Below are 13,736 nucleotides of genomic sequence, written 5' to 3' on the forward strand. Positions count from 1 at the left end.
GCAAGCGCGCTCCTACAGGGCAACGTACACGTAGCAGTTCGCCTTGGCGGCGACGGGGTATTTGATGTCGCCGACGCCGGCAAGCCGGACTGCTACGGCTATGAGCTCGCTTACAAATCATCTGCACGCCCCAATCCTCTGTAGGAGCGCGCTTGCCCGCGAAGGCGGCGTGTCAGGCATGCATGGGTATCTGACACATCGCGGTCGCGGGCAAGGGCGCTCCTACAAGGAAACGTCCGCCTTGGCGGCGACGAGGTATTTGATGTCGCCGACGCCGGCAAGCCGGACTGCTACGGCTATGAGCTCGCTTACAAATCATCTGCATGCCCCAATCCTCTGTAGGAGCGCGCTTGCCCGCGATGGCGGTGGGTCAGCCATGTAGAGTTAATCTGACACATCGCGGTCGCGGGCAAGCGCGCTCCTACAGGGCAACGTCCGCCTTGGCGGCGGGGCGATTTCAGCGTTCGAGGATGGCCGTCACGCCCTGGCCACCTGCTGCGCAAATCGAGATCAAGCCGCGACCCTGCCCTGCCACGCTGAGCAACTTGGCGAGGTTGGCGACGATCCGCCCGCCGGTGGCGGCGAAGGGGTGGCCGGCGGCCAGTGAGCTGCCTTTGACGTTGAGCTTGCTGCGATCAATCGACCCGAGCGGCGCATCCAGGCCCAGGCGGGTCTTGCAGTAATCGGCATCTTCCCAGGCCTTCAAGGTGCACAGCACCTGGGCGGCGAAGGCTTCGTGGATTTCGTAGAAGTCAAAGTCCTGCAAGGTCAGGCCGTTACGCGCCAGCAACCGGGGCACGGCGTATACCGGTGCCATCAACAAGCCCTCCTCGCCGCGCACGAAATCCACGGCCGCCGCTTCGCCATCGCGCCAGTACGCCAGCACCGGCAAGCCACGTTCCCGGGCCCAGTCTTCGCTGGCGAGCAACACCAGGGAGGCGCCGTCGGTGAGTGGCGTCGAATTGCCAGCGGTCAATGTGCCCCTGGCGCTGCGCTCATAGGCCGGCTTGAGCGAGGCGAGCTTTTCCAGGCTGGCGTCGGGGCGCAGGTTGTTGTCCCGGGTCAGGCTGTGGAACGGCGTCAGCAGATCGTCGTGCCAGCCTTCGGCGTAGGCATTGGCCATCTTCTGATGACTTTCGAGCGCCAGTTGATCCTGCGCCTGGCGCGGGATCTGCCAGGCCTGCGCCATCAGCTCGCAATGCTGCCCCATCGACAGCCCCGTGCGCGGCTCGCCGTTGCGCGGCAACTCGGGTTTGAGGTTGTGCGGACGCAACTGAGTGAGCGCCTTGAGCTTGTCGCCGGTGCTCTTGGCGCGATTGACCTGCAGGAGGATCTGGCGCAGGTCTTCATTCACCCCAATCGGCGCATCGGAGGTGGTATCGACGCCACCGGCGATGCCGCATTCGATCTGCCCCAGGGCAATCTTGTTGGCCACCAGCAACGCCGCTTCAAGCCCGGTGCCGCAGGCCTGTTGCAAGTCATAGGCGGGGGTTTGCGCCGACAGCCGCGAGCCCAGCACACACTCGCGGGTGAGGTTGAAATCCCGTGAATGCTTGAGCACGGCCCCCGCCACCACCTCGCCCATGCGCAGGCCGTGCAGGTTGAAGCGCTCGATCAGCCCCTCCAGCGCGGCGGTCAGCATGTCCTGGTTGCTGGCAGTGGCGTAGGCGCCGTTGGAGCGCGCGAAAGGAATGCGATTGCCACCTATGATTGCCACGCGGCGTGTCTGGATCATTGAAAACTCCCTTTTTGTGTGGGTCGTGCAGGCGCCACGCTCTTGTAGGAGCGCGCTTGCCCGCGATAGCGGTGTGCCAGATTACCTGTAGATGGCTGACACACCGCCGTCGCGGGCAAGCGCGCTCCTACAAGTATGGTCCGGACCATGCCAGCCAATAGCGTAGGACCTTCTACCTGACAGTGTGGTCCACTGCTTTGAACCCAGCCTCAAGGAGAGTGTTCCATGGCATCTGATCGCTACATTGACTTCGCCAACTCGGATATCGGTCGTCGGTTGGTCGGGGCAGTCGGGCTGCCGGCTCCCGTGCGCCTGGAGCGCTGGCAGGCCGGGCGGTTGCGGCCGGTGGAGGGTGCGCTGCTGCTCAGCAGTGGCCCGTTGGCCGAGCAGGTCGCAGGTTTTGCCCCGCGCATGACTGATCTGCTGTTCAGCTCTGGCGGCGAGGTCAGCGGCGCACACCCATGGAGCGCCGAGCAGGGTTCGAAGATTAAGGCCATAGTGTTCGACGCCAGTCACCTTCTGCACACGTCTGAACTGGCGCAGCTGCGGGACTTCTTCCAGCCGGTACTGCGCAGTCTCGATCACAGCGCACACATCGTGATTCTGGCCCGCGATCCCGCCACCCAGAGCGATCCGCTCGCGTCGAGCACGCAACAGGCCATCGAAGGCTTCAGCCGCTCGCTGGCCAAGGAAATGCGTAACGGCGGCACCGTACAACTGCTGCAGGTGGAAGACGGCGCAGAAGATCAACTCGAAGGCGCGCTGCGGTTCTTTCTCTCGCCCAAGAGCGCGTTTATCTCCGGGCAGGTCATTCGCCTGAGCGCCTGCGCCAACAAGGTTCAGGACTGGAGCCGCCCGCTGGCTGGCCGCAAGGCGCTGGTGACCGGCGCGGCACGTGGCATTGGCGCTGCCATCGCCGAAACCCTGGCCCGGGATGGGGCAGAAATTGTGTTGCTGGATGTGCCACAGGCCAAGGCTGACCTCGAAGCTCTCGCGGCGCGGCTTGGCGGTCAGGCGCTGGTGCTGGACATCTGCGCCCCGGACGCGGCCACGCAGTTGATCGAGCAGGTCCCCGGCGGGCTGGACATCGTGGTGCACAACGCTGGCATCACTCGCGACAAGACGCTGGCCAACATGACCGCCGATTTCTGGGATCAGGTGCTCAACGTCAACCTCAACGCCCCGCAGGTGCTGACCCAGGCACTGATCGACGCCGGCGCCTTGCACGATAACGGCAGTGTGATCCTCATGGCCTCCATCAGCGGCCTGGCGGGCAATCGCGGGCAGACCAACTACACCACCAGCAAGGCCGGGTTGATTGGCCTGGCCCGGGCCATGGCGCCTGTGCTCAAGGCGCGGGGCATCAGCATCAACGCGGTAGCGCCGGGCTTCATCGAAACCAGCATGACCGCGCACATGCCCTTCGCCCTGCGCGAGGCCGGGCGGCGCATGAGCTCGCTGGGCCAGGGCGGCCTGCCGCAGGACGTCGCCGAAGCCGTGGCGTGGCTGAGCCAGCCGGGCAGCGGTGCCGTCAGCGGCCAGGTGTTGCGAGTATGCGGGCAGAGCGTGATCGGCGCCTGAACCAGCCTGTGGATGAAATGCACATGAGGATTAGCGCGGGAGAAAGTCGATGAGTGCGCATTGGCGTTATCTGGATACCCCACCGGCGTTGCCGGGCCTGTTCATGCAAGCGGCGCTGCGGCGCAAGGTCAGCGGTACGCAGTTGCCCGATCAGGGGCTGCGCTGCTGGGTGTCGGTGGATCCGCAGAAGGTCGAGGCTTTCGCCAAGGTCTGTGGATATGTTCCGGGCAGCCTGCTGCCGCCGACTTATCCACATGTGCTCGCCTTCCCGTTGCAGATGAAGCTGCTGACCGACAAGGACTTCCCCTTCCCGCTGCTGGGCCTGGTGCACCTGCAGAACCGGATCAGCATCCGTCGCCCGCTGGGCAACGTGATCAAGGCGCAGGTCAGCGTGCGCGTCGCCCGTCTGCGGCCCCACGCCAAGGGCGCGACGTTCAGCCTGATTACCCAGATCGAGGACGCGCTGGGCCTGCTGTGGGAAGAAGACAGCACCATGCTCTGCCGTGGCGTGCAGATACCCGGCGACGTCGAAGGCGCCTACGAACCCGCGCCCCTGCCCATGACCGAGCTGGCGACCTGGTACGCACCGTCCGACATAGGCCGGCAATACGCCAAGGTCAGTGGTGATTACAACCCGATCCACCTGAGCGACAGCAGCGCGAAGCTGTTCGGCTTCCCCAAGGCCATCGCCCACGGCCTGTGGATAAAAAGCCGCACCCTGGCGGCGCTGGACGATCACTTGCCGGCGTCGAATGTGGATATTTCGGTGGAGTTCCAGAAGCCCGTGCGCCTGCCCAGTGAGGTGACGCTGTCGGCCAGCGCGGCGGGGTCTCATGGGCAGTTGAAGGTCCAGGGCAAGGAAGGGATCGTGCATATGATCGGGACGTGGCAGCCTGCATCTGATTGACAACCTGTAGGAGCGCGCTTGCCCGCGACGCGATCTTTCTGCCCGATATGTACCGCCTGACACACCGCCGTCGCGGGCAAGCGCGCTCCTACGGGGGGCGGGGCTTGATTCCGCCATCCATCCCCCTGAAGCTACGCACCTTCAGGAGACCTGCCCATGAACCTCGACGAACTCACCCAACGCCTGCATCGCATCCGCGATACCAACGACTGGCGGCAATTCCACAGCCCGAAGAACCTTGCCATGGCCGCCAGTGTGGAAATGGCCGAGCTGGTGGAGATCTTCCAGTGGAAAACCGAGGACCAGTCACGCCAGTTGCCCGCTGACGAACTGGCTCATGCCGGACAGGAAGTGGGTGACATCGTGCTGTATCTGCTGCTGATGTGCAGCGAACTGGGGCTGGACATGAACGAAGTGGTAAGCGCCAAGCTGGCCGACAGCGAGCGGCGGTTCGCCAAATGAGTGATCGTCATTTCGACCAGTTGGCGACCCGTTTCGCCGAGAAGATCTACGGCGGTGCCAAGGGCGCGATTCGCCTGGCAGTGTTGCAGGCGGATTTGTCCGAGTGCTTACCGGATCGCCCATTGAAAGTGCTGGATATCGGCGGCGGATTGGGCCACATGTCGTTGTGGCTGGCTGAACGGGGCCACGACGTTACGTTCACCGAGCCTGCCGAACCGATGCTCGAAGGCGCGCGCCAGCGCTTTGCCGAAGCCGGGCAGACCGCGACCTTCATCCAGGCGCCTTGGCAGGATCTGCCAAGCCTGTTAAGCGAGCCCTACGATCTGGTGATCTGCCACGCAGTGCTTGAATGGCTCGCCGAGCCGTTCACCATCCTGCCCGTGCTACGCCAGTTGACCCGCGCCGACGGCTGGTTGTCTCTGGCGTTTTACAACCGCGACGCGCTGATCTACCGCAATCTGCTCAAGGGCCATTTCCGCAAGATGCGCAAAAACACCATGGCCGGTGAAAAACAGAGCCTGACCCCGCAACAACCCCTTGATCCGCGCGAATTAGCGGCGCAACTTGAAGGTATGTGGCGAGTCGAAACCAGAAGTGGCGTTCGGGTTTTCCACGACTACATGCCCGTGGAATTCCAGGCCAAAGCCGAGCTTGCCGACCTGCTGGAGATGGAACTCGCGCACCGACGTCACCCAGGCTTTGCCGGATTGGGACGCTATCTGCACTGGATGTGCCGACCTGTTTGAGGCTACTTGCGGAGACCATCATGAAACGCCGTCTTGCTTTGCTCGCCCTGTGCGCAGGCCTTGCTGCCTGCCAGAGTCAAAACCCGTACCGTGCCGTCTCCGCCGCGATCCCGCCTGCCCCGCCGCAAGCGGCCAACGTCCTGGACATGAGCGCCTACCCTGCCGCGCCCCGGGATTTTGGCCGTTATCGCAACTGGACCTGGCTCAACAACCAGTTGCCGCCGGGCACCCAATGGGCAGATTCGGCGCAACTCGCCGAGGCGGTGAGCAACGGGCTGGATCAGCGTGGCTTGCGGCCTTCGCGCAATCCCCAGGCGGCCGACCTGAGCATCGCTGCCGACACCCGCGTGGAAACCCGGCTGCGCCAGGTGCGTGACGATTATTACGACCCGTACTATGGCGGCACGGGCGTGGGCTGCTACAACGGCTATCGCCACGGCTGCGGCGGTCACGCCAGCGTGCCCATCGTCAGAACCTATCAAGAGCAAGTGGTCGTGGTGCGCATCAGTATGTTCGATGCCCGCAGCGGCCAGCCCGTGTGGAGCGCCAGTGCCGAGACCGGCAGTGGCGGCGATCAGTCCGATCGCGCCAAAGCCCTGCGCCAGGCGGTACAGCAGGCTTTGACCGCCTACCCACCTACGTAATACTCGTTACGGTATCGGAGAGCCATCATGTTCCGCTGCATCGCTGTCTTGTGTGTTGCCCTGCTGCTCAGCGCCTGCCAGACCGATCGGGTCAATCGTGACTTCGACGCGCAGCGGGACTTCGGCGGGTATCGAACCTGGGCCTGGAAAGAGCCTGGCCTGCAATATCAACCCAATGATCCAAGGATCAAGAGCGACCTGACCGAGCAGCGCATTCGCCAGTCGGTCGGCGATCAGCTCGACCAGCGCGGCCTGCGCCCTGCCGCACCCGGCACCCGGGCCGATGTGCAGGTGCAGGCCTGGCTGATCGTCGAGGACCGCCAGCAGATGGTCACCACCAACTACGGCGGTGGCGGCTATTGGGGCAACCCGTGGGGCGGCTACTGGGGCGGCCCGATAGGCACCGAGACGCGTAATGTGAGCTACAAGGTTTCGACCTTGCAGATCGACCTGCTCGACGGCAAGGACGGCAAGCTGGTCTGGCGCGGCAGCACCGAACAGAGCGCCACCGACGGCAACGCCAACCCCGCAGCCCGCGAACTGGCGCTGCGCCAGACAGTGCAGAAAATCCTGCAGCAATATCCGCCGCGTTAGAGCAGTTGTAAGCGGCAAGCTACAAGCTGCAAGTAAAGGCAAAAGCAAAAGCGACGCGGATCGTCTTTACTTACAGCTTGTAGCTTGCAGCTTTTAGCTGCTTTCGGGAGTAGCGACGGCTTTGCCGAAGGAGTGCTGGATGTCTCCCCTGATGTACCCCTGCGCCCGCCGGGAGCGGCAGCGTGGTGCCATAGGATTGATGGCAGCGCTGACGATGGCCCTGGCCCTTTTGTGCACCCTGGTCGTGGTCGACAGCGGTCGGCTGTACATGGAAAAACGCACCTTGCAGCGGGTCGCCGACATGGCCGCGCTGGAAGCGGCGAGCCTGAACGGCAACTGCATCGGCGCAAGCTCCGCCAAGGCTTATGCCACCCAGAGCGCGACCCGCAACGGCTTCACCGTCACCGACGCCAGCCGCACCCTGACCACCCTGTGCGGCACCCTTGCGGTGGGCGCCAACAGCCGCCGGGCGTTTACCCTGGACGCCAGCAGATCCGACGCCATCCAGGTCACCGTCAGCCACGCCGTGCCGCGCAGCATCGCCGCTGGCATCGGCGCGATGTTCGGCAGCGCCACACCTGCCGATGTCGCACTCACCGCAGTGGCAGTCGCCGCCAAGCCATCGCCGCCCATGGCGCAACTGACCATCCGCAGCTCGCTGCTGAGCGTGAACGTCGACCAGAGCCGCGCCAACTCACTGAATTCGGCCCTCAGCGCCCTGCTCGGCTCCACCGTCAACCTGAGCCTGGCCAGTTGGAAAGGGCTGCTGGACACGGACGTGAACCTGCTCAAGTTTGCCGATCAACTGGCCATCGCCCTGAACGTGAAGGCAGGCGACTACACCCAGCTACTGGCCACCAACACCACGCTGACCAAGCTGATCGGCGCATCCATCAGTGCCCTGCAACAGAGCGGCGCCACGGCGACCATCACCGCCGCCATCAACGGCCTGACCAGCTTGCAAACAGCGGTGGCGGGATCGGGCGCCGGGTCTTCGCTGGTCAAGCTGGGGGACCTGCTCAATGTGCAGAGCGGCACGCCCAGCGCGGGGCTCGACGCCGGGCTTCAGGCGTTTCAACTGGTGCAGACCCTCGCGCAACTGGCCAACAGCAAGAACGCCGCGGCCATCACCCAGTCGATCAGCGTGCCGGGCCTGGCGCTGATTTCGGCCAAGGTCAAAGTGATCGAGCCGCCGCAACTGTCGGCGGTGGGCAACCCGCTGCTGGCCAAGGCAGACCCGATGGGCGCCAACCGGATCTACGTGCGTACCGCGCAGGTCCGGGCGCTGGTCACGGTCGATCTGCCGCTGCTGACGGGCGTGGTCGGCCTGGTCAACACAGTGGCGGGGCTGACCGGCCCGCTCACCTCCACCCTCAACGGCCTGCTGAACCTGAACCTGAGCGCGGTCGGTTGCCTGCTGGGCACCAAATGCACCCAGACCGATCCGCAAGTGCTGCCCAACGGGGTGAAGGTCTCGTTGGGACTGGAACTCGCGGCCGCCAATGCCCACGTCACCGACGTCAACTGCACCACCGACGCCACCAAGACCCTGACCACCCAGACCAACACCGCCCTGGCGACGGTCAGGGTCGGGACCATCGACGAGACCACCTTCTTCTCGAGCCTGACGCCGACCAATGCCGACCCGCTGGCCATCGTGGACATCGGCACCAAGGCCTGCAGCAATCTGCTGCTGATCCCGCTCACCTGCGATCCGCGCAAGCCCTTCGCGGCCGGTGGGCTGGGGCTGACGCTCAATACCTCGCTGGTCGGCAACGCCGCGCCATACACCTACGTGTTCAATCAGCCGCCTGAGTTGACCAAGCCGCCGGCCATGCAACCCGCGCCGCCCAACGACATCGTCAACAGCCTGAGCACGACGCTGTCGGGGATCAGCATCAACCAGTTCGGCCCCAACGCCAATGCAACGGGGCTGGGAGCGCTGCTCAATACGGTGGCCAGTACGTTTAGCGGTGTCACCAGTCTGGTCGGTGCGCTCATCAAGAGCACTCTGAGCCCGCTGCTCGATCCGTTGCTCAACAGCCTGCTGAGTAATTTGGGGATTGATGTGACCAACATCGATATCGGCGCCAACCTCAGTTGCCATCCAGGGCAGGCGCAGTTGGTCATCTGACACCGATCCCCTCCGGTACAACCCCATTTCCTGTAGGAGCGCGCTTGCCCGCGACGGCGGTGTGTCTGCCAAGCATGTATTGCCTGACACACCGCCATCGCGGGCAAGCGCGCTCCTACAGGTGGTGGCGCATGTTTCGGGGTAGGTGTCAGACCAACGCGATGGGCAAGGCGATGCGGAAACACGCGCCTTCACTCGCGTTGCTGACGCTCAGCCGCCCGCCCATCTGTTCGACGATGCCATAACTCACCGACAACCCCAGCCCGGTGCCCACGCCCACCGGTTTGGTGGTGAAGAACGGCTCGAAAATCCGCTCCAGCAACCGTGGGTCAATACCGCCGCCGTTGTCCTCGACCACCAGCCACAGCGTCTGGTCATCCTGTTCCACCCGCAACGCGATCCAGGGTTCGAAGTCCCGGTCCTTGTCCCGCTTGGAGAGCAATGCATCCCGGGCATTGACCATCAGGTTGATCAGCACCTGTTCAAGCTGATCCACATGCCCGCGCACCTGCACCCGCTCACCGTACTCGCCCACCCGCAGGTCGACGCCCTTGCCTTTCATGCCCTCGGTGAGCATGTTCAGGGTGCCTTCCACCGCCTCGATCGGGTCGAACAATTGCTGCTCGATTTCCGAGCGTCGGCCGAACACACGCATGTGGTTGACCACCCGCGCCGCGCGCTGGACCTGGGCGTCGATGCGGTTGAGTTTGTCGGTCAGGTAGTCGATTTCCACCTCGCCGTTGCTCAGGCGCTTGAGCACGTTGACCACCGCCATGCGCATGACGTTGAGCGGCTGGTTGATCTCGTGGGCAAGCCCGGTCGCCATCTCACCCAGTGTCGCCATTTTCGCGCTCTGGTTGAGCTGCATGCGGGTGCGGCGGATTTCCGTGTTGTCGCGGCCCACGGCCTGGATTTCGATCAGTTCGCCGGCATCGTTGAACACCCCACGGTCGGCCCAGATCCACCAGGCGTGCTCGCGGCCCGGCAGTTCGAGGCAGATCTCCGCCGTGCTCATGGGCGATTCAGGCGTCAGGTCGTCGATACGCCGCAGGAAGGCCTCCTTCTGCTCGGCGGAAAACCATTCGCCCAGATTGACCCCTGGCAGTTGCGCGGGGGTGCATTCCAGGTAATCGGCCAGAGGCCGGTTGCCGAAGTTCAGGATCAGGTCCGGGGTGTAGCGGCAGATCATGGCCGGGGAATCTTCCACCAGAATCCGGTAGCGCTCTTCGCTCTCACGCACGCGCTCGGTGGCTTGAGTGGCGTCCGTCACATCCAGCCACAATCCCACCGCCTCCACCGGCATGCCGAGGTCATCACGCAGCAGCCGCGCCTCGTCCAGCAGCCAGTGGTAGCTGCCCTTTTTATCGCGCAGACGATAACGGCAACTGACCACGCCCTCGCGAAGCAACTGACGGGTGCGCTGGAACCAGATGTCGCGGTCATCGGGGTGAATGTACTGGGTGAGCTGGCCATCGCTGCACTCGGCCTGGGTCCAGCCCAGCAGCGGCGTGAGGCTGGCGCTGAAGAACGTCGGCTCGAGGCTGCCGTGGTCGTAGCCCAGCACATAGATCACCGCAGGGGAGCTGGCGATCAGGTTATCGAGACGGGCGTGGGCGGCGGCGGCCTGGATTTCCTGGTTCTTGATATCGCTGACATCGAGCATGAAGCCCAGCACCCGACGCACCTGCCCGCTGACCAGCACCTGCCCCTGGATCCGCAGCCAGACCGGCGCCTGACCCGGATCGTCCTGACGCAACCTCACGCAGGACAGCATGGCGGTGCCGTGGTCACGCAAAAGGCTGAGGCGGCTTTCCAGTTCGTGGCGGTCAGCCGGGTGAATCAGTTGCAGCCAGGCGTCCAGCGCCAGCACATCGCGAGTCTCGGGCAAGCCCAGGGTGCGCGCCAGTTGCGGGGCCAACTGGATGTCTTCGCCACCGGGAAGCAGCTCCCACCAGCCGGTGCCCAGCAGATCCTGCAACACCGCCAGGCGCTCCAACTGGTGGCGGTGCACCTGATCGGCCTGGCGATAGAGAATGGGGCCGGCCAGCGCCGCACACAGGTTCATCCACTCGCGATCACCCAGCTCGGGGGCCTGATGCGCGGCGTTGTAGAAACCGAACAGCAGCCAGGCCTTGATCGAGCCTTCCTTGTGATGGGGCAACAGGAAACCCTCGGCGTTGCCGAAGGCACTTTGCAGGTGAACCTGGGCGACAGGTGCGCCGAAGTCGATCTGATGAGTGACGGTGCTGTTCAGTGAGTCGAGATCGGTGCCCAGGCGCTGGCCGTCCTGCCACAGCTGCGGCGCGGTCTGGGCGTTGTAGTGGGCATAGATGCGCCAGCCCACGCCGCCGGGCTCGGCCAGGGCCAAGGCCAGGCAAGGCACGCGGTAATTCTGCGCCAGTTCTTCGAGCTGCTCGGCGGTCACCGCCTGCAACCGCTCCAGATGACACCCCCGGACCTTCTCGGCCAACTGCCCGGCCAGGCGCAGGCACTGCTGACGGCTCTGGGCCGCGCTGGCCTGCTCCATGAGGTCGCCGATATCCAGCAGTTGCAGCAGCCAGTCACTGCCCTGCGCCTGCACCCAGCCACGTGTGTGCAGTACCTGACCGTTGGGGCGCCTGAAATCCAGGTCGAGCATGTGGCCCAGCCAGTCCTGCGGGGTGCCCTCCACCACCAGTGCGCTGCTGGGCATCAGGTAGCCGAGCAGGCGCTGCGCCGGCGTCACGGCCCCGCTCACCCCCAGCGCCGTACGCAGCGCCTTGCTGATGCCCGTGACCCGCCCCTCTTCGTCCAGCTGCATGTTCCAGTCGGCACTGACCGGCGCAGGCTCGCTCACCTGAGGCAGGCGTTGCGGCGCGGGCTCGGCGGGCGCATCGGTTCGCCCCAGCCAACGATTGAGGATTTCGTTCTTAAGGGGCAAGTTGCAGGCTCGCTTCGGCTGAAAGGTAGGTCGGCAGATTCGGCACGTTACCGATTCCGGGCAGGGTCATGACCGGCATGACCTGGGTCAGCTTGCTTCGCGGGTAATTGATGCGGACACTGAGCAGTTTGCCGTCGAAGGTCACCACGGCATCGGTGGCCACATTGAAGGCGAAGGCCGCGGGTATCCACGCCAGTTGGCCGCTCAGCACCGAACTGGCCTGGGTGGTGACCACGCTGCTGTAGTTGTTGACACTGGGGCTGATGGCGACGCTCTGGCGCACGGCTTCGGCGGTGGCGTTGTTGAATGACTGCATCATCAACAGCGGCAGGCTGTAGGTCACCAGGCCATAGAAAATGCCGAAGAAAATCACGAACGCCAACGCAAACTCGATGGCAGCGGCGCCGTTTTGTCCTGCGGGGGAAAAGTTGCGTGAGGTCCTTCGCATGCCGACGTCTACCCTGACAGTGCTACCTTGCATGGAGCATAGATTCTTTCCGGAAAACAGGACGTTTTTTACCCGATGAATTTACTTTTCCTACTCATCTGGTTTGCCGTTTGCGCGGACCAGGATGCGCGCAGCAGAAGGGTTTCCAACTGGCTGACGTTCGGCGGTGCGCTGTTCGCCCTGATCTACCTGCTGAGCACCGGCACCAGTTGGCTGGGTGTGCCCATGGCGCAAACGGGCTGGGGCGTAACCGTGGCGCTGCTGCTGACATTGCCGGGTTATGCACTGAACCGCTTGGGGGCCGGTGATGTGAAACTTCTTGTCGCACTGGCCCTGGCCAGCGGGCATCTGTACATACTCGGCACCTTCATCGGCGCCGGAGTGGCCAGCCTGGCCTGGCTGCTGGCGCGTCAAAAAGCCTGGCCCCTGCTCGCTCAAGGGCTTAGCAATCGCTACTCCAGGATGGCGCCGCAGGCGTCAAGCAAACAGCCCTTCGTGCCCTTTCTGTTCGCCGGTTTTCTGGTGATGGCGCTATGGCTCCATTAGTCGCATTGCCCGCTCTATCTATGTACATAGTCAGAAAGTGAGACTAGGTTTAGCCCTACGTCCGGACAGTGATAGTCCTACGAGGATTGCCGTGAAGGATTACATGGCGCCGGACCCGGTTCAGTTGTATTCGCAGCAGGGAGTAGCGGGTGAACAAGCATTCGGCAGTAAAGGTCCTGGTGGTCGACGATCAACCCCTGATCGTCGATGAGATCACTGAATTTCTGGAAGGCTGCGGCTATCGCTGCGCGCCTTGTTATTCGAGCCGCGAGGCGCTGGAGCGGTTCCGCGAGGACCACAGCATCGCCATTGTCCTGTGCGATCTGGACATGCCGGGCATGAACGGCATCGAGCTGGTGCAGGCGCTGAAAGTGCTGGCCGGCAAGACGCGCATCTTCGAATCCATCATGCTCACCGGGCGCGCCGAGAAGCAGGATGTGATCAAGGCCCTGCGTGCGGGCATCGCCGATTATTATCAGAAACCGGTCGATCTGAACGAGTTGTTCCAGGGCGTGCAGCGTCAGGAAGAGTCGCTGGAAGAGCGGGTCAAGAACGTCCAGCACCTGGGGCATCTGAACGACAAATTGCAGTTTCTGGCGGCGTCGATCGATGACCTCTGCCAGGATCTGGACAAGTCGCGCCAGGCCGCCCAGCCCGGTTTCGCCGAGGGCGATGGCGAGTTCGTGATTCCGGCCATCTTCGAGCAACTGTCGCCGCGTCAGCTGGACGTGGCCAAGCTGGTCAGCCAGGGCAAGACCAACTATCAGATCGCCTGTGAACTGGGGATTACCGAGAACACGGTGAAGCTCTATGTGTCTCAGGTGCTGCGCCTGACCCACATGCACAACCGCACGCAACTGGCGCTGGCGTTATCGCCGACCAACGCGGCGGCCCGGGGGCGGGTGACCGCGCATTGACGGCGCTCTCCTGCACAACATCGATCCCGGGTGGTGTGGTGCGTCGATCATTGTTGGGGTGGCCGCACGACCTGTAGGAGCGCGCTTGCCCGCGACGGCGTC

The 13,736-nt window shown here is 63.9% G+C and carries 12 protein-coding genes; 9 read left to right on the top strand and 3 right to left on the bottom strand.

Features of this window, described 5'->3' with window-relative positions; all coding sequences use genetic code 11:
- Window positions 1-457: 457 nt before the first annotated feature.
- Window positions 458-1,735: an acetyl-CoA C-acetyltransferase gene (locus ACIPO9_RS15855; RefSeq protein WP_400781957.1), complete on the bottom strand. Its 1,278-nt coding sequence runs from the start codon at window positions 1,733-1,735 to the stop codon at window positions 458-460.
- A 225-nt stretch (window positions 1,736-1,960) separates the two neighbouring features.
- Between ACIPO9_RS15855 and ACIPO9_RS15860 the strand changes: the two genes are divergently transcribed.
- From ACIPO9_RS15860 to ACIPO9_RS15890, 7 genes are all read left to right on the top strand, one after another.
- A complete protein-coding gene (locus ACIPO9_RS15860) occupies window positions 1,961-3,316 on the top strand; it encodes a 3-oxoacyl-ACP reductase (RefSeq protein WP_400781960.1) in 1,356 nt (451 codons plus the stop codon).
- 49 nt (window positions 3,317-3,365) lie between these two features.
- Window positions 3,366-4,223, top strand: coding sequence for a MaoC/PaaZ C-terminal domain-containing protein (locus ACIPO9_RS15865; RefSeq protein ID WP_400781963.1), 858 nt, complete (start codon window positions 3,366-3,368; stop codon window positions 4,221-4,223).
- Window positions 4,224-4,379: 156 nt separating this feature from the next.
- Window positions 4,380-4,685 carry a nucleotide pyrophosphohydrolase gene (locus tag ACIPO9_RS15870; protein ID WP_274134111.1) on the top strand — a complete coding sequence of 102 codons (306 nt, stop codon included), beginning with the start codon at window positions 4,380-4,382 and terminating at the stop codon, window positions 4,683-4,685.
- Complete coding sequence (locus ACIPO9_RS15875) at window positions 4,682-5,431, top strand: methyltransferase (RefSeq protein ID WP_400781965.1); 750 nt, start codon at window positions 4,682-4,684, stop codon at window positions 5,429-5,431. Before ACIPO9_RS15870 ends, ACIPO9_RS15875 begins: the two co-directional genes overlap by 4 nt.
- A 20-nt stretch (window positions 5,432-5,451) precedes the next feature.
- Window positions 5,452-6,075 (top strand): DUF4136 domain-containing protein, encoded by a 624-nt coding sequence (locus tag ACIPO9_RS15880; protein ID WP_400781968.1) that lies wholly within the window; start codon window positions 5,452-5,454, stop codon window positions 6,073-6,075.
- Between the two features lie 27 nt (window positions 6,076-6,102).
- The gene (locus ACIPO9_RS15885) at window positions 6,103-6,669 is read left to right on the top strand and encodes a DUF4136 domain-containing protein (RefSeq protein WP_400781970.1); all 567 of its coding nucleotides are present in this window, start codon (window positions 6,103-6,105) and stop codon (window positions 6,667-6,669) included.
- Window positions 6,670-6,808: 139 nt separating this feature from the next.
- Entirely contained in the window at window positions 6,809-8,803 is a 1,995-nt protein-coding gene (locus ACIPO9_RS15890; protein ID WP_400781973.1) for a pilus assembly protein TadG-related protein, read from the top strand.
- 148 nt (window positions 8,804-8,951) lie between these two features.
- Here the strand turns inward: ACIPO9_RS15890 and ACIPO9_RS15895 are convergent, their stop codons facing one another.
- Window positions 8,952-11,723 (bottom strand): ATP-binding protein, encoded by a 2,772-nt coding sequence (locus ACIPO9_RS15895; protein ID WP_400781975.1) that lies wholly within the window; start codon window positions 11,721-11,723, stop codon window positions 8,952-8,954.
- Complete coding sequence (locus ACIPO9_RS15900; RefSeq protein WP_400781978.1) at window positions 11,713-12,171, bottom strand: TadE family protein; 459 nt, start codon at window positions 12,169-12,171, stop codon at window positions 11,713-11,715. Before ACIPO9_RS15900 ends, ACIPO9_RS15895 begins: the two co-directional genes overlap by 11 nt.
- A gap of 75 nt (window positions 12,172-12,246) precedes the next feature.
- On the opposite strand from ACIPO9_RS15900, the gene ACIPO9_RS15905 reads away from it, so the two are divergent.
- A complete protein-coding gene (locus ACIPO9_RS15905; RefSeq protein WP_400781980.1) occupies window positions 12,247-12,717 on the top strand; it encodes a prepilin peptidase in 471 nt (156 codons plus the stop codon).
- A 149-nt stretch (window positions 12,718-12,866) separates the two neighbouring features.
- Window positions 12,867-13,634, top strand: coding sequence for a response regulator (locus ACIPO9_RS15910; protein WP_400781983.1), 768 nt, complete (start codon window positions 12,867-12,869; stop codon window positions 13,632-13,634).
- Window positions 13,635-13,736 lie beyond the last annotated feature (102 nt).

Origin of the sequence: Pseudomonas sp. NPDC090203 (assembly GCF_044746765.1) — a bacterium.
Classification (GTDB): domain Bacteria; phylum Pseudomonadota; class Gammaproteobacteria; order Pseudomonadales; family Pseudomonadaceae; genus Aquipseudomonas; species Aquipseudomonas putida_AD.